Raw genomic sequence first — 17,609 nt, forward strand, 5'->3', positions numbered from 1 at the left:
ATAACTGATTGTAGCAAAGACCCGACTGTATGTCAATATATAGAAGCCCCTCAAAAAAAGCAGTTACACAACTGCAACTGCTTTTCTATTCTTGCATGGTGTAACCAACACCACGCACGGTTTTAATGTAGCTTTTTTGACCTTTTACATCAAGCTTGCTACGTAGATAACGGATATAAACATCCACGATATTGGTTTCTGTCGCACTTTCGTACTTCCAAACACTTTCCAATAACTGCTCACGAGTCAAGACTTTCTTGCTTCCCATGAGAGTAGCCAAGAGGTCATACTCACGGCGCGTCAGAGCAATCATCTCCTCGCCACGATAAACGGTATGATGTTCTACATCCATACGTAGGTTGCGGTATGACGTTGGAACCTTCATCTGACTACAGTGTTGGTCAATGAAGTCCCGACCTCGGAAAATCGCTGAAATACGAGCTACCAGATTATCAATAATCACTGGCTTATAGATGTAAGAAACGGCGAAGCGCTGGATTGTCTCAATCTGGTCTTGCAATTCTTCGCGATGGTCCAAGACCATAATCACTGAGGCTGGTTTTGTCCGACTCAGCTTGTCTGCAAAATCCTGGGCCGTCATATCCTCCAGATGAGCATTCAGTAAAATCAAGTCATAGTCCGTCTGGAGAGCCATGGAGAGGGCTTTTTGCCCCTCCTCTACCAAATCGACTCGGTATTGCTCTTTTTGGAGTTCCAGACTGAGAAAATGAGCTAGATTTCGTTCTTTCTCAAGTAATAAAATCCGTTTCCCCATGGCAGACCTACTTATTTTTCGTCATACCAAGAGTAGTGGAATGTTCCTTCTTTGTCTTTACGTTGGTAAGTGTGGGCACCAAAGTAATCACGTTGCGCTTGGATCAAGTTAGCTGGAAGGTCAGCTGAACGGTAACTATCAAAGTAAGTAATGGCTGCTGAGAAGGTTGGTACTGGTACACCAGCTTGAACAGCAAGTGCTACGATATCACGCACTGCTTGTTGGTACTGAGCAGTGACATCCAAGAAGTACTCATCCAAGAGAAGGTTAGCAAGATCTGCATCACGGTTGTAAGCATCTGTGATCTTTTGCAAGAAACGTGAACGGATGATACAGCCATCACGCCAGATAGAGGCGATGTCCGCAAATGGCAAGTTCCAGTTGTTTTCTTTAGAAGCTACACGCAATTGGGCAAAACCTTGTGCGTAAGAAATGATTTTTGAGAAGTAAAGGGCTTGACGGATCTTTTCGATCAACTCAGCCTTGTCACCTTCAAATTTGAAGGCAGCTGGTTTTGGAAGGACCTTGCTAGCATGTACACGCTCTTCTTTGTATGTAGAAATGTAGCGGGCAAATACTGACTCAGTGATAAGTGACAATGGCACACCAAGGTCAAGAGCTGATTGGCTAGTCCATTTACCAGTTCCCTTATTACCTGCGGCATCAAGGATGTAGTCTACGATTGGGCCATCTTGACCTTCATCGTCTTTGCGTCCAAGAATATCAGCTGTGATTTCAATCAAGTAGCTATCCAATTCACCCTTGTTCCACTCAGTAAAGATTTCAGCCATATCTTCTGCAGAAAGACCGAGCAAGTGTTGCATCAAGTCATAGCTTTCTGCGATCAATTGCATGTCACCATACTCGATACCGTTGTGGACCATTTTCACATAGTGACCAGCTCCATCAGGACCGATGTAAGTCACACATGGTTTACCGTCTTCTGGTGCTTTGGCTGAGATTTCTTCGAGAACATCAGCAACCAATTCGTAGGCTTCTTTTTGTCCACCAGGCATGATAGAAGGACCTTCAAGGGCACCTTTTTCACCACCAGAAACCCCAGTACCGATAAAGTTGATGCCTGAGTTAGCCAACTCTTCGTTACGACGGATGGTATCTTTGTAGAAAGTGTTTCCTCCGTCGATCAAGATATCACCCTTGTCAAGGTGTGGAAGAAGGGCTTGGATAGTTGCGTCTGTACCAGGTCCAGCTTGAACCATGAGCATGATACGACGAGGTTTTTCGATTGAGTTTACAAAGCTTTCCACGTCATAGCTTGGCACAAAGTTCTTTTCAGGATGGCAAGCAATCACATCTTCTGTTTTTTCTTTACTACGGTTGTAAATGGCAACTGTATAGCCACGAGATTCGATATTTAGGGCAAGGTTACGACCCATTACGGCCATACCTACGACACCAAAGTTAGCTTTTGTCATGTGACACTCCTCTTGTTTAATATGTTTTATTTTATCATTTTTACCTATGAAAGGAAAGAATTTTGTAACGGTCTCCTAGTAGTCCAAGTCATCAGCGTGACCAGAACCGTTCCCTACAAAGTAACCCGTCTTACAGTTGAGGGTGAAGAGATAGGTTCCATCTGGTTTGTAAAGGTTGTAATAACCATTTCCGTTTACGATATTGACCCGTTCTAGGATATATTGGTTGCCAGTGATATAACCGCGAGCACGTGATGTTGCTAGGATTTGTTCCAAAACACCATCTGCAAAAGTCCAAGCAGGGTTGTTGCTATCGTCTACAGCTGTTTGGTTGTAGGGTACACGACTAGCACTTCTTTGAAGGTTAACACCATCACTCGACAAACCACCATTGGTATCTCTAGCTGGTGCGGTGGTACTTGTTGAAGGTGTCGTGCTGCTCACATTGCTTTCTGTAGCTGAACTTGAACTTGCTTGACTAGAGCTTGAACTTGAACTAGAAGCGCTGGTTTGTTGGCTCTTACCGAGGCTAATGGCCTTATCCAAGAGCTTGTCTAATTCTGTGTTACCTGTTTTGATTTCTGTAAACTTAGCGTCTGCTTTAGCTTTCGCATTGGTATCCAAGACACCGTCAGTGATTGCCGGACTTTCAAAGAGGGCATTGACATCTTGGATGGCCTTGATTTGAGTTGCTAAACTATCGTATTTTGACTTAGCTAATGTATGATTACGACTACCTTCTAACTTATCTAGCAAGGTTTTCAGTTGACTCAACTTATCGAACTGGCTATTTTTCAAAGCTGTCTTATTGGCATCTGTATAAAAGGCATCATAGAGCGTATTAAACTCTTGCAAGTCGGTTTGCGATTCCTGATTGCTTGAAGATGATTGAGAAGCCTGAATTTCTTGGTTTGAGCGAGATACTTGTCGGTAGACATAATACGTTCCAGCAAGAACAAGAATTGCAGCCACCACTGAGGCAATGATGATCATTCCCTTTTTCTTAGAGTCTTTCTCAGGCTCCGCCTGAGCCGAGCGTGATAGAGGAACAATCACTTCTTCCTCTTCTGGACTTTCTGTCTCTTCTTCTGTTGCTGTGTTGGTTAATACAAGTGGTTCCAGTTCTTCATTTTCTTCATCTAGAGGAGACAGCACAACACTAGCAGCCTCCGTTTCCTCTGTATCGCCAGAAACTTCCTCCGTAAAAAGATGTGTTTCTTCGACTTCTTCAGAAGTCTCGCTAGATTCTCGCACTTCTTGAATCATATCTTCTAGACTTTGAGTGGAAGCTAGTTCTTCTTTTTTAAACTGACGAGTTTCAAACTTGTCGGCTTCGATTTCTTCTCGGTGCTGTTTGATGTATTTGTCTAAGATATTGTCCTCGGGCAATACTCCAGCCTCCACCTCTTCATTCTTACGAATCACTTGACCAACAGTCAAATCTTTTGCTTCATCAAAGTCAAATTTGGGTTCTTGATGTCCTTTTTTATGATGATCACGTCTTTTCTTACTCATGAGTTCACCTTTCTATTTTAACTCCTGACGTTTCACACGCTGACCAAAGTATTGATACAAATCCACTTTTAAGGTCCCGTTATACAGTTTTCGTTTTTTATCAGCTGGGCTTCCGTACTTACTTTCAAATGCTTCATCACTGGTCAGGATAAATTTACTCCAGGTTTTCAGTGGCTCAAACACCTGTCCCATCTCAGCATAGAGCTTGGTAACTCCTGCATCATCAGACAAACGCTCACCATATGGCGGATTGGAGATGATGACACCATTTACCTTGTCCGAGCGCAAGTCTTGTACCCGCATTTGCTTAAAGGTGATATCACCTGCCACACCTGCTGCTTGAGCATTTGCTTTGGCAATTTCAACCATACGAGCATCTATATCACAGCCCATGATATCCAGTTCCAGTTCACGGTCAATTTTCTTGGCAGCATCCGTACGCACTTCTTGAATTAACCGATCGCTGACCCAGTTCCATTCTTCAAAAGCAAAGGAACGGCGAAGACCAGGGGCCATCTTCTTAGCTATCATAGCAGCCTCGATGCAGAAGGTTCCTGATCCGCAGGTCGGATCAATCAAGGGCTTGTCTGGATACCAGTTAGAGAGTTGTAAAATGGCTGCTGCCATGTTTTCTTTGATAGGCGCTCCACCCTTTTCCGTACGATAACCACGTTTAAAAAGGCTAGAACCTGTCGTGTCAATCATGACAGTTGCCATATCTTTCAGGATAGATACCTCAATCTTAAACTCGGGACCAGTTTCCATCAAGGGAACCCCTTCTGGACGGGCATAATGTTTTTGTAATTTCTTTACAACAGCCTTCTTGGAAATAGCCTGAACACTGGGCTCGTTATGGAGTTTAGACTTCACACATTTTGCCTTTGATATCGGAAAACGTGCTCCTAGCGGGAGATAGTTTTCCCAATCTAGAGCAAAAACGCCTTGAAAAAGTTCTTCAAAAGTCTTAGCTGGAAAACTTCCGACTACAATCTTAATGCGATCCGCTGCACGAAGCCAAAGGTTGGTCTCGATGATTGCCTTCACATCTCCTTGAAAGCGGACACGCCCATTTTCAACCTGGCAATCATAGCCTAGTTCTCGCACCTCACGTCCAACGACAGCCTCAAGACCCGCTGCAGCAGTTGCGATTAAATTAAATTCTTTTTTCATTTTACAGTCTTGTAAGACCTTTCTTTTGTTCACTTTAAAAAATGAGGTTGAGAAAGATTTCTCAGCCCCAACCTATATGCAATTTTCTATAAGCCATGTTTTGTTCCAGAAGTGACTAGGACCACTTCCTTCGATAATCATCTGTCTACCACTAACAGCATCTTGCTACTAGCAGTCAGAGTACTACGTTCGTTTCCGTGCACTCCATGCCCCGACCAAAATTTGGGTTGCTAGCTTGAGGGGTTTACCGCGTTCCACTCTCTCTGTTTCCAGAAAGACTCCGTCACTGTGGCACTTTCAAGCCTAATCTGACCTATCCGAAGACTTAGCCATTTCGACTGCCGTAACGATCTCTCGTCCCTAGGCTTATGGTTTCGCCTAGCACAAACACTACAGGCATCACAGCCTGTGCTAGCATGGACTTTCCTCATGAAAAGAGAATCTCTTCACGCGATTATCCAAAAATTGCATTTATGCACTTGATAGACACTCAATTATACATCTTCATTGTCTAAAATTTGTTTACCAAACACTTCTTTTTCAAGTCGATTCAATCGTTTCAAGATATCAAAGTTTGTCATCGAGGTAGAAGCGGTAACTTCGATAGAATCAGGCTGAGTTGGAACTGACTGTGGTTTACGAGACAATTCGTCCTTCAAATCCGCTATCTCTTGACGAAGAGATTTGACCAAAGCCGCATAAGTCTCATAATCCTTAATCACATCATCAAGGAATTCATCCACTTCTGCTTTGCTATATCCACGAACTTCACGTCCAAAGTCTTGTTCAAAAATATCTTTTGCTGAAAATATAATACTTGCCATGTCTCTCTCCATTCTGGGTTACTAGTATTATTATATAAAAAAAGATAAGTAAAAATCAAGGTCAAAGCCTTACTTTTCGGAAAAATTTTCTACTATTTCATTCAAGTCCTCAAATGTTAATCGTCTTGTAACATAGTCCGCTTGATTTTTCATCATTTGGTAAAAATATCGTAACTTGGTTTCCTTTTCTTCATCGTAAAAAAGATAACAAGTATCTGTATTCTCCAGCAGAAATTTCTGATAATCACGCAGTTGCCCCTTGTGCTCATATTGTGGATAGGCATATTTGACAAAGTCAACCTGCTTGAACTCACTCAATTTGGCTTGATTTGCTTCATTCCAATTACTGCCATGGGTTTCAAAATCAAAAATGGTCGCCAATTGAAATCCATAGTCTTCTTTCATTTCTTTAGCTACTTGAAGCACCCAGTATTCAAAGCCCAGAGTCCCTGTAAAGACAAGCCAGGTCACCCCTTCCTCTGCTAGACCTTCCAAGTCTCTACCAATGGCTTTTTTGATAATGTCAATACGAATATCCTTGTCATTAAAGAGACCAAGGTCGAAGGCGGAATAGCCTAAAATCAAGGCTGTATGCATTTTTTCATCCTTTCTGTATACTTTTATGGTATAATAGAGTGATGTTATTGTACCAATAAGGAGAATTATGGTCAACTATCCACATAAAATTTCATCACAAAAAAGACAACCATCCCTTTCAAAAACTAAAAATTTCGCAAATCGGGGGATGTCCTTTGAAAAGATGATCAATGCTACGAACGACTACTACTTGTCGCATGGGCTGGCTGTTATCCACAAGAAACCGACTCCCATCCAAATCGTACGTGTCGATTATCCCCAAAGAAGTCGAGCCAAGATCGTTGAAGCCTACTTCAGACAGGCCTCAACAACAGACTATTCGGGGGTTTATGATGGATACTACATCGACTTTGAAGCAAAGGAAACTAGGCAGAAACATGCGATCCCGATGAAGAATTTTCATCTCCATCAGATCCAACACATGGAACAAGTCCTTGCCCAACAAGGGATCTGCTTTGTACTCCTTCACTTTTCTTCTCAGCAAGAAACCTACTTATTGCCGGCCATTGACTTGATTCGTTTCTATCATCAAGATATGGGACAAAAGTCAATGCCACTTGGATATATTCAAGAAAATGGATATAGAATTGAGCCTGGTGCCTTTCCTCAGATTCCCTATCTCGATATTATCAAAGAACATTTACTGGGTGGTAAAACAAGATGAACAAACAAATTTTCCTGCGAATAGCTAAGTATGTCAGCATCTGTCTCTTAACTGTATTTATCGCAGCAGTTGTGCTAGGCGGGGGACTCTTCCTCTACTATGTCAGCAAGGCTCCGGCCCTATCTGAAAGTAAATTAGTCGCTACAACGTCTAGCAAGATCTATGACAAAAACGATGAACTCATTGCCGATCTTGGATCAGAACGTCGGGTAAATGCGCAAGCAAATGAAATCCCTACTGAGTTGGTTAATGCCATCGTATCAATTGAAGACCATCGTTTCTTTAATCACCGTGGGGTTGATACTATTCGTATCCTCGGTGCCACTCTACGAAATCTTCGTGGTGGTGGAGGCCTTCAGGGAGCTTCAACCTTAACGCAGCAGCTGATTAAATTAACTTATTTCTCTACATCAACGTCGGACCAGACCCTTTCACGTAAGGCTCAAGAAGCTTGGCTAGCCGTTCAACTTGAACAGAAAGCAACCAAGCAAGAAATCCTGACCTACTACATCAACAAGGTCTACATGTCAAACGGTAACTACGGTATGCAAACTGCTGCCCAAAATTACTATGGCAAGGACCTCAAAGATTTGAGTATCCCTCAGTTGGCTCTCCTTGCCGGAATGCCTCAGGCTCCAAATCAGTATGATCCATACTCACATCCAGAAGCGGCTCAAGAACGACGCAATCTCGTCCTCTCTGAGATGAAGGGACAAGGTTACATTTCAGCTGAGCAATATGAAAAAGCAATCAATACTCCAATTACGGACGGACTTCAAAGTCTAAAATCGGCTAATAGTTATCCTCCACACATGGACAACTATCTCAAAGAGGTAATCGATCAAGTCGAACAAGAAACAGGCTACAATCTCTTAACGACTGGTATGGATGTCTACACCAACGTTGATCCTAAAGTTCAACAACATCTCTGGGATATCTACAATACTGACGAGTATGTCAACTATCCAGATGATGAAATGCAAGTGGCATCAACAATCGTTGATGTGACAAACGGGAAAGTCATTGCCCAATTAGGTTCTCGTCACCAATCAAGCAATGTTTCCTTCGGAATCAACCAAGCTGTTGAAACCAATCGTGACTGGGGTTCTACCATGAAACCAATCACAGACTATGCTCCTGCCTTGGAGTACGGTATCTATGATTCAACTGCTTCAATTGTTCACGATGTTCCTTACAATTATCCTGGAACAGATACTCCTGTTTACAACTGGGATAGAAGTTACTTTGGAAATATTACATTACAGTACGCCCTACAACAGTCACGAAACGTGCCAGCTGTAGAAGCCTTGAACAAAGTCGGCCTGGATAAAGCCAAGACCTTCCTAAATGGACTTGGTATTGATTACCCAGATATGCACTATGCCAACGCGATTTCAAGTAACACAACTGAATCAAACAAAAAGTATGGAGCAAGTAGTGAGAAAATGGCTGCTGCTTACGCTGCCTTTGCTAACGGTGGTATCTACCGCAAGCCAATGTATATCAACAAAATTGTCTTCAGTGATGGCAGTTCAAAAGAATTCTCTGATCCTGGTACTCGTGCCATGAAAGAGACAACAGCCTATATGATGACGGATATGATGAAAACTGTCCTGGCATATGGAACTGGTCGAGGAGCCTACCTCCCATGGTTGCCACAAGCTGGTAAAACTGGTACATCAAACTACACAGATGATGAGATTGAAAACTACGTCAAGAACACTGGTTATGTAGCTCCTGACGAATTGTTCGTTGGCTATACTCGTAAATATTCAATGGCCGTTTGGACTGGTTACTCGAACCGCCTGACTCCTATTGTTGGTGATGGCTTCTATGTTGCTGCTAAGGTTTACCGTTCGATGATGACTTATCTATCTGAAGATGATCATCCTGGCGACTGGACTATGCCAGAAGGACTCTACAGAGGTGGAGAATTTGTCTTTAAAAAAGGTGCACGTCCTGCCTGGACTGCTCCTGCTCCTCAGCAAAGTCCAACACCTGAAAGCTCTAGCTCAACTTCAGAGAGTTCTAGTACACAAGCAAGTACAACAACTCCAAATTCAGGTACAAGCGAGAACAATACGCAACAACCAAATACCACTCCTGGTCAACAAAACCAAAACCAGAACCCGCAACCAGCACAACCTTAAAATATGATCCACCCAAAATTGGGTGGATTTTTTCATACTATACAAACTTTCTTTTTTATTAAATTCGAAAAACCTGAGAAGAAATCTTCTCAGGTTTTTCTATTCTATGAACCTCACTATTATTGATTTAGAGAATATACTCTTAGTCAATCTTAGAAGGTTTTATAATCCTAATCTTTCTTCGTTTTTGCTACAAAGAGAGCAGATAGTGCTAGGCTAACTCCTGCTAGGAAGAGGGCTGTGTCAGATTGACTCTCACCTGTTGCTGGCAAGCTTTGTTCAGCTGTTTCTCGGTTCGTCACTTCTTGTTTTAGATCCGGTGCCGGTTTCTTACCTTCATCTGAAGCAAGTGAGCTAAGTTTAAACTCAGGTTTCTCTACTGTTGGAGCAGCTTGGTCGCCTACCGTTGCTACTGGGCCTGTGTATTCTGGAAGCTCATGTACCAGAGCCATAACAGCATTGACACCGCCCTTGAACTCAGGTTTCTCTACTGTTGGAGCGGCTTGGTCGCCTACTGTTGCTACTGGGCCTGTGTATTCTGGAAGCTCATGTACCAGAGCCATAACAGCATTGACACCGCCCTTGAACTCAGGTTTCTCTACTGTTGGAGCGGCTTGGTCGCCTACCGTTGCTACTGGGCCTGTGTACTCTGGAAGTTCATGTACCAAGGCTTCAATTGCATTGACACCGCCTGTGAATTCAGGAACCTCAAGAACAGGTGCTGGCTCTTCGCCCTTACTTGATTGAACAGGTTCTTCTGTTAATTCTTGATGGAAGCTCGCCAATTCATAAAACTCGGCCTTGCCACCTTCCCAGGCTAATTTGACGTCTAGAAGAGAGCCGCCATTTCGGATAGCGAAGGTTTGGAGACTAGATGTAATGGCACCGAGGTCTGTCCAACTGTCTTGACCATCCTTGAGTGTTCTAGCAAGAACACGTGCCTTAGCTCCTTCAGGAAGACTGGAAACGAGACGAAGGTGGTTAGCATTGGTCGGCTCAGACAAGTGATAAACCAACTCGCCCTTCTCTTTTTCAGACTTGTAGCTGGTCAAGACTTTTCCGTCTACAAGATTATTGTAGAGGTTGCCTTGGCTTTCTCCACCGTTTCCTTCTACTGTTGGATCATTGATTGGTTTGACAAACTCACCATCGTTGATGACCAATTCTGTAAATCCTACAAAGCGGGCATCATAATCCGCTGTATAGAGGACACGGAGATAGTTGGCTTTGACTGGTGTCGTCAATTCACCTTCGATGTAGCGATTTCCTGGCATCTTAGAATCATGTGTCCAACCATCTGTCAGAGAATCATCGTGTGTACTATTAGCTACACCATCTCCAACTGTTACCACATCTGTCCAAGTTTTACCGTCTTGGCTGACTTGGATCTTACCATCACGAAGGTAGTTTTGCGTTCCGTCTTGGATATAGGCTCTGATCTTCTTGATGGTACGTTCGCTACCAAGTTTCAAGGTCACATGACCATCTTTACGAGCATAGTCTGAAAACTCAACGAAGTTGTTGTAAACACCATCAAATAATTGATCTAGGTTGTTCAGTTTACGAACATCATTGCTTCCATATGCTGGGTGAATTCCCATAGTTGTAGATTCTAGTTTGGTTGGTTGCACTTCTTTAGTCGTCACAAGGAGAGAAGTCGCTGTAATAGCTTGCTCCTGATCTGTTTTGTTGACCAGACGCACATAACGTACTAAGTGGCTTGCTACAGATCTGTCTGTCAACTGGCTCGCTGGCAGCCATTCTTGCGCATTTGCAGAGTACTCAAGGCTAAGAGCTGGGTTGGCTTGGCCTTGGAGCTGGATGCTCTTGACCTGATGGATACGGTCAAGTTTCATACCTAGATAGCTATGGGCAGGGAGTTTGGTTCCAGCTGGAATTTGGAGCTCATAATGTCCCAAGCTATCCACTACCGGCGTTTCCTTCAAGGCATCGACGTTGGTGTCCGTTAACTCACTGTTTCCAGAGCGTGTCTCAACAGAGAAGTCTTGGATACGCCACCAGAGGTCGAGGGCCTTGGTATTGCGTACTCGGATATAACGAGCATTGATTGCTCTAGTCACTTCCTTGGTTTGCTCACCTGACAAGCGATCGAGTTCCTGCCAAGTAGTACCATCTGTAGAATACTCAAGCACACCTGCGGCAAGTTTATCACCTGTTCCTTGGCGAAGACGAACTTTAGTGACTGACTTGACTTCACCGAGGTCAAGCTGTGCCCAGGCATCTACTGGAGTGGTATTGCTACCGTCGGCGTTCGCCATCATGGCTTCTGTATTGTCCTTGCCATCAGTGATTTGACGAGCTGAGGTATTTAGTTTGTAAACTAAGTTTGAGCTTAGACTAACTGTCGTTGCTTGTTGGCTACGAGCTTTTTCAACTGGACGGTTGACTGCAATTTCCTGAACTGCAAACCAGGTATTTTCACGATCTGCTGTCGCAATCATGCGAACTGCCTTGGCCTTGATATTGAGATTCTCAAACTTAAGAAGGGATTCATTTCCGACATAGCTTGGCTCTTTCAAAGTTACCCAGTTGTCATTTTCATCTTGATACTGCACTTCTGCCTTACTAAAGGTATCACGTGGATTTGCCTGCGTTCCCATTGCAAAGGTCAAGGTTTGGATCGCTACCGGCTTGTTGAACTTCATACCGATATAATCACCTGTCTTGATGCTGTTTGGTGATTTAATAATCGCATGAGTTGCCAAGTCGCCATCCGTTACTTCTGCCAAACCACCTTCTACACCTGTTCGATTGGTAATAAAGGTACTGATGATTTGATCTGGATGCAAGACTTTTTGAACTTCAGACGCTAGAACTTCTTTCAAGGATAGGATAAATGGACGAATATGTTGAACACCCAATTCAGCTTTTTCCATATGGTCTACATAATGGAAGGTATGAGTTTGAGACTGTTCGTACAATTTCAAACCTTTATAGTAGCTATCCCAGAGTTTGGCTGCATCGTTTGTAGCCATGGCTTCAGTTCCTGTAAGGAAGGCATCGAGAGCATTCATTTGGTCGATTGCATTATCCAACCAATAGTGGATTTGGGCGACCATTTTTTTATCGCCTGATGCTTTATAGAGTTCGGCTGCTTCTTTAATCTTGGCAAATTCTGCACGCAAGGCTGCACGTTCTGCAGTCACATCCTGACCTGCTTTGAGCTTAGTCATGAAGTCTGTCAATTTTGGAGCCAAGTCTACAGATTCTTCTAGTTTGACGACACGATTATCCATGTTTTGGTTGATCATGTGCTTACCAAGTTCGCGGAAGGCTGCTGATACCTTGCTATCTTCAAAATGACCATTTTCTACAAAGTTGAAGGCAATATCATTGATTTTCTTAGCTTCTTCTTCTGATTTCCACTGTTTCCATGAGTATTGAGCTCCTGAAAAGAGGGCAATCTTAGATGGTTCAGACTGTTGCATTGGGTTCAACATGATACCAGATAGCAAGCTTGGATCCACATTCGGATGAAGGAATTTCTCACCACCACCTAGAATCAAGTGTTGTTTAGAGTTATCTGTTACAGGCCAGTTAATCCAAAGTGAAACTGGGCGATAGGTCTTGCCTCCTGCGGATAGATTATTCTTGAGAGTGGAAAGGAAGCTTTCAGAGACTTCACCCCAAATCTTACCACCCGTCAAGGTCATCGATGTTGAACTTGGGAGATTTTCATTGAGGGATTTCAACTCATCTTCACGTCCATTACCCCAATACTGGCCAGGAACAAAGATCATTTCTTTACGAAGACCACTGTAGGTTCCCTGCATTTCAGTCAACCAATCCGTCATGTCTTTCATCAAGCGGTTGTAGCTATTGTAGCCTCCGACTGGGCTCGGTGCATCATCTGCAAGGATACCAAATTCGCGGACACCCACTTTCATCAACTGGGTAAATTTGGCCTTGATGGTTGCCAAATCTTCTTGGTAATGCGCTTCATTGCCAAAACGGATACGGTTGTTCATGAATGGGTGGATGGTCCAGACATAGCGAGTTTTACTTTGATTTCCAACACGAGCAAGTTCACGAATTTCTGCTAGTTTTTCTTCTGGATAGAGTTCACGCCATTTCTTGTTGTGGTATGGATCATCTTTTGGTGCAAAGAAGTATTGGTTCAATTTCAAATCGCCACCATAACGCATGAGCTCTGCACGATCGGCATTAGACCAAGGATTTCCATAGTAACCTTCGATGAAGCCACGGTTCTTGAGTTCTGCGTAATCTTCTACTGTCACATTGCGAAGAACTGGAACTTGGCTTTCCTTGAGCATGTGTTTCAAGGTTGTCAAACCATAGAAGACTGCATCAGTGTCTTTTCCGACGATAGAAATCGAATTATCCTTGATGCTCAAGACATAGGCGTCAATCTTGTCAAAGAAGCCTGCTGAAACATTGGACAAGTTTTGTTCTGCTTGTGAACCTTGTCCATGCACTCCAAGATAGATATTGGTTGCGCCAGCGATTGCCGCCTTACCAGTTGTATAAGATACTTGATTGTCCTGCAAGACACTCTTCAAGCGATTGCGAGTATAGATATCGAGTTGATCGCCCATAACCAGATTGACTTGCTTACGAAGAGCCGTAACACCTTCGCCATAGGTCACTTTTTGTGGCGTTGGGAAGACCTTGTACTCTTTCTTGAGATAGTCTGCGCTCTTGCTAGCAGCTGCAATGCTGTCTTCGCTAGCTGGTTTGCTTGCAGTGAATTGATCCGCCAATTCAACTGTTCCATCACCGGTTTGGTCTACTTTTGGTTTTTCAGGAGTAGATGGTGGTTGAGGTTGACTTGGTTCAGGTGTTTCTTGTCCTTCTTTGGCAGGTTTCAATAGATGAACTTCAGCTGCACTTGCAAAACCACCAACGCCTTCCAATACTTTCAACTCAATCTTGTTGGTATCTACCGCCGCAAAGTTGACTGTTTTTTCTTGGGCGTTGTTGTCCCAGCTTCCTTCTGAAACCTTGACCATTTGGCCATCTTTCTGTGCGTAGATTTCGTAGCGCGTCACGACACCATTTCCACCACCTGGACGTGGGAGGTACGTCAAACCATTGACTTTTTCTGCTTCTTTCAAGGTCATAGTAAGAGTGTATGGCGCAGTGTCACCAGTCCACTTAGTATGCCAGAAGGTATTTGGATCATTATCAAAGGCCTTTTCAACAGCGCCTTCAGTCGCGTTTCCTGGAAGTTGCTGACTGCTTGCGGTTGCCGTAATCTTATCATTTGAAATCAAACGAGGATTTACAAATGGTTTATCTGACAACTCTGCACTATGCAATATTCCTTTGAAACCACCGATGCTTTCAAGCGGTAGAACCAAGCTATTGTGGGCAAAGCGAGGGTATTCTGGATTTGCGATACGCTCAATCTTCTCACCATCCACATAAACTTCCGTTGATTGTGGTTTGGTCACAATAGAGATTTGATAACGTTTGTTCTTCTCCAGTTTTTTCTTGAACTGGATATGGAACTGTTCAAATTGATAAGCAAGATAGCCATCTTTATCAGCTAGATAGATACGGTTGTCCCCACTTGTTGAGAAGGTTTGTTCCCCGTCACCAGTGACAGTCACATCAAACTTCAAGACATGACTTGGACCAACATCACCAGCCAAGCCTTCGATGCTGCTGTCTTTCTCAAATGCCAATCCTTGCTCACTTGCCTTCACCTTCTTGCTTGCATAGTTCTTGACGGTTTCAGGATTGATGGTAAACAAGTCGCTTTGATCAATCTCTTTATCAGGATTTGACTGTGGCGCATAAGGGCTAGCTGGTAGGGTACGTTCTGCAAAGGTCGCAGCTGCACGATCAGATCCCCAAGTGCGCTCCGCAGTAGTTTGCATGCTCTTGAAGAAGCGTTTAAAGATATCATAAGAGGTCAAACCTGTCTCATGAAGGTCGATATTGTCATTCCAAACAGCGTGACCACCACCAATAATACTTGGATGAGAAGCTGCTAGGAGTGGTCCTCCACCTGTTCTGAAATCATTCGGTGTCCAGCTATTGTACTGACGTTCGTAGTTAGCATAGTCCCCGTAGGCTGCTTGACTATTGCTTCCACTTGGTACACTATATGTAGGTACATCCGTGATATTGATAATCTTAGCTCCCTGAGCAATGGCTTCATTTGGTCGTTGCCAGCCAATGCTCCAGATATCAACTTCTACTCCGTTCCAATCAACAGGAGTGTTCCCACGTTTCGCACTGAGCGAGCCCCAGATACGAGGGGTATAGCCTTTTCCTTTAATGTATTTTATAAGATCATTGACAAAGCGACGATAGCTTTCTCTGCTACCATAGTATTCATCCGTTCCGATATGAACAGTGGACACGCCATGAAGCGGTGCATCTGGACCATCGAGGAGCTTGTCATAGACGGATTTGACAAATTTAAGAGTTTCTTCGTATTTATTGTCTAAATCTAGCATGGCAACTCGTTCGACATTGTGCTTGCCTGCATAATCGCTCAGACTACCTTGATACATGAGGTCTGGTCGAACTTTGACAAAGGACAAGGCGTGACCTGGTGTGTCAATTTCTGGTACTAGGTTGATGTGAAGAGCCTTGGCCAATTTAATCAGATTTTGCATTTCTTCCTTGGTATAATGCTCATCTGATGTTAATTTTTGACCATTCTTACCGACAATATCTGTCTCCAAACGGAAACCAGTCTTGGCATGTTCAAGTACATACTTGAGTTGTTCTTCTGGACTTAAATTCTTACCTGCCAAGTGTTCCTTAAGGAAGATATAGTTATCATTAAGGTGCAACTGCAAGTCGTTCATCTTGTAGTAAGCCATGTTGAGCATGATGTCTACAAGAGTGTCATAAGGGATAAATTTACGACCTGTATCCAGCATAAAGCCACGATGACTGAAGCTTGGGAAATCACGGATTTCGCCATTTTGTAGGTTACTTTCTCCCATTTGAAGAAGAGTACGAGTAGCGTAGAAGGCTCCTGTGTTCGTTGCGGCTTCGATGGTAATCACATCATCTTGGATAGTGATGCCGTAGCCTTCCTTACCATAACCTTTGTTTTCAACCTTTTTAAACTCGATTCGTTTTTGAGCCTGTTTGTCACCTGTTGCAAGTTCCAATCCACGGCTTGCAAGGTCTGACTGGTAGAAGGTTGCTGCCTGATCAAATCCTGAATCTCCTGTCGCAAGAACTGTATCTGAAGTGATAGAAGATTGGCCTTCTTTCCCATACCATTGTTGAACAGCTGGTGCTACTTTTGGTTTGACACCCACACCTTCGTCCTGATGTAGGCCCTTGATGACTACTTCAAATTCTTTAGTGAAAGTATGGCTGTCTTTGATTTGCTGCACCATAACCTTAACACGTTGATCTGTCAGAGGTTTATGGATACGATTTTGAAGGTCAATTACACCTTGTTTATTGCTTCCGATGAGACTGACTTTTCCTGGTAAAGTTGGCAAGACAAGAGATTGTCCGTCTTCTGCTACTGTTAGTTCGGTTACTTGGCGGATATCCGTTACCTTACTATGGTCCGGAACATTCGAATAAGCTCGAATTTCTTGGATCCCAACGTTTCTCCAGCCCATTGTTCCCGCTTGGTAATCATTGATCTCCAATTTGAGATACTTAGCTTTGATACTTTCAGCTAGGTCTACTTTCTCGTCTAAAACTGGATCTCCAGTTTTGGTATGAGCGAGTTTCCATTGTTTTTCTCCATTAGCGCCCACGTCTTCTTGACCTGCGTAGTAGAGACTCCAAGATTTGATATTGGGGTCATTTTGCCCATTACGAAGACGACGATCCCAATCAATTTCTACATGTTTGATCAAGGTAGTCTTTGGAAGAGTTAGTTCAAAAGTTGGTTTTACTGCGTCTCTATCTGTAGCCCATCGAGTATTGTCATCTCCGTCGATAGCCTTATCCGCAGTAAAGTTGGTCCCAGTCTCATGGTTGCTCGCCTGAGCAGTAGCACCTTCGAGATGGTTGACATCTTCTCTATCTTCGATTGGCTTTTCAGCTGGTTTTGGTGCGGGCGTAGCAGTTTCAGCTGGTTTATTGTCTGCCTTTGGTGTTTCAACCGGTTTCGGAGTTTCTGCTGGCTTGGGAATTGTAGGACTTGTCTCTGGTTTTGCCTCTTCACTTGTTGCAGGATTGCTTCCTTCGTCAGTCGCAGGAGTTTCCTCATGACTTGCTTCTGTTGCAGCTTCTGCATCTGCTTTTTCAAGCGCAGCGGCTAAATCATCGGGTAACTTATCCAGCGCTTCAACATGGGTGATGCTTCCCTCTGTTTCTGAAGGCGCTGCTGTTTCTGCTGCCTGAACCATATTGGCTCCAAAGATACTAGCACCAATCATAACGGAGGCTGCACCGATTGCAAATTTTCTTATACTATAGTGACAGCGTTTCTCAAAAAAATGTCTATCCATCTTTCTCCTATTCCTTTCATCCGCGTACATGAGTAAGCGGTATCATTTCTCC

At 43.6% G+C, this 17,609-nt stretch carries 9 protein-coding genes and 1 other RNA gene; 2 read left to right on the top strand and 8 right to left on the bottom strand.

All coding sequences use genetic code 11. The features are described from left to right. Window positions 1–85: 85 nt before the first annotated feature. The 7 genes from SNAG_RS08050 to SNAG_RS08080 all read right to left on the bottom strand — a co-directional run bounded on the left by SNAG_RS08050 (window position 86) and on the right by SNAG_RS08080 (window position 6,317). On the bottom strand, window positions 86–775 hold the full coding sequence (locus tag SNAG_RS08050) for a response regulator transcription factor (RefSeq protein ID WP_096408273.1): 690 nt from the start codon (window positions 773–775) through the stop codon (window positions 86–88). 11 nt (window positions 776–786) lie between these two features. Then, on the bottom strand, window positions 787–2,211 hold the full coding sequence (gene gndA, locus SNAG_RS08055) for an NADP-dependent phosphogluconate dehydrogenase (protein WP_000158765.1): 1,425 nt from the start codon (window positions 2,209–2,211) through the stop codon (window positions 787–789). Between the two features lie 75 nt (window positions 2,212–2,286). Next, complete coding sequence (mapZ, locus tag SNAG_RS08060; protein ID WP_096408275.1) at window positions 2,287–3,726, bottom strand: cell division site-positioning protein MapZ; 1,440 nt, start codon at window positions 3,724–3,726, stop codon at window positions 2,287–2,289. A 12-nt stretch (window positions 3,727–3,738) separates the two neighbouring features. Continuing rightward, window positions 3,739–4,896, bottom strand: coding sequence for a THUMP domain-containing class I SAM-dependent RNA methyltransferase (locus tag SNAG_RS08065; protein ID WP_096408278.1), 1,158 nt, complete (start codon window positions 4,894–4,896; stop codon window positions 3,739–3,741). 84 nt (window positions 4,897–4,980) lie between these two features. Continuing rightward, window positions 4,981–5,362, bottom strand: an RNA gene (rnpB, locus tag SNAG_RS08070) — RNase P RNA component class B. A 28-nt stretch (window positions 5,363–5,390) separates the two neighbouring features. Continuing rightward, entirely contained in the window at window positions 5,391–5,720 is a 330-nt protein-coding gene (gpsB, locus tag SNAG_RS08075) for a cell division regulator GpsB (RefSeq protein WP_000146521.1), read from the bottom strand. Between the two features lie 69 nt (window positions 5,721–5,789). Next, entirely contained in the window at window positions 5,790–6,317 is a 528-nt protein-coding gene (locus SNAG_RS08080) for a DUF1273 domain-containing protein (protein WP_096408281.1), read from the bottom strand. Between the two features lie 67 nt (window positions 6,318–6,384). On the opposite strand from SNAG_RS08080, the gene recU reads away from it, so the two are divergent. After that, window positions 6,385–6,981 carry a Holliday junction resolvase RecU gene (gene recU, locus SNAG_RS08085; protein WP_000248765.1) on the top strand — a complete coding sequence of 199 codons (597 nt, stop codon included), beginning with the start codon at window positions 6,385–6,387 and terminating at the stop codon, window positions 6,979–6,981. Continuing rightward, a complete protein-coding gene (gene pbp1a, locus SNAG_RS08090; protein ID WP_096408283.1) occupies window positions 6,978–9,131 on the top strand; it encodes a penicillin-binding protein PBP1A in 2,154 nt (717 codons plus the stop codon). Before recU ends, pbp1a begins: the two co-directional genes overlap by 4 nt. Before the next feature lie 170 nt (window positions 9,132–9,301). Here pbp1a and SNAG_RS08095 read toward each other — a convergent pair whose 3' ends face one another. Then, window positions 9,302–17,557, bottom strand: coding sequence for an SIALI-17 repeat-containing surface protein (locus SNAG_RS08095; protein WP_096408286.1), 8,256 nt, complete (start codon window positions 17,555–17,557; stop codon window positions 9,302–9,304). Window positions 17,558–17,609: the final 52 nt, after the last annotated feature.

This window comes from Streptococcus sp. NPS 308 (assembly GCF_002355895.1).
In the GTDB taxonomy this organism is placed as follows: Bacteria; Bacillota; Bacilli; order Lactobacillales; family Streptococcaceae; genus Streptococcus.

Bases quoted from the DNA above. Each gene is read 5' to 3' on its own strand.
- mapZ (WP_096408275.1), bottom strand. From the start codon at position 3,726: ATGAGTAAGAAAAGACGTGATCATCATAAAAAAGGACATCAAGAACCC.
- gpsB (WP_000146521.1), bottom strand. From the start codon at position 5,720: ATGGCAAGTATTATATTTTCAGCAAAAGATATTTTTGAACAAGACTTT.
- recU (WP_000248765.1), top strand. From the start codon at position 6,385: ATGGTCAACTATCCACATAAAATTTCATCACAAAAAAGACAACCATCC.
- SNAG_RS08080 (WP_096408281.1), bottom strand. From the start codon at position 6,317: ATGCATACAGCCTTGATTTTAGGCTATTCCGCCTTCGACCTTGGTCTC.
- pbp1a (WP_096408283.1), top strand. From the start codon at position 6,978: ATGAACAAACAAATTTTCCTGCGAATAGCTAAGTATGTCAGCATCTGT.
- gndA (WP_000158765.1), bottom strand. From the start codon at position 2,211: ATGACAAAAGCTAACTTTGGTGTCGTAGGTATGGCCGTAATGGGTCGT.
- SNAG_RS08095 (WP_096408286.1), bottom strand. From the start codon at position 17,557: ATGGATAGACATTTTTTTGAGAAACGCTGTCACTATAGTATAAGAAAA.
- SNAG_RS08050 (WP_096408273.1), bottom strand. From the start codon at position 775: ATGGGGAAACGGATTTTATTACTTGAGAAAGAACGAAATCTAGCTCAT.
- SNAG_RS08065 (WP_096408278.1), bottom strand. From the start codon at position 4,896: ATGAAAAAAGAATTTAATTTAATCGCAACTGCTGCAGCGGGTCTTGAG.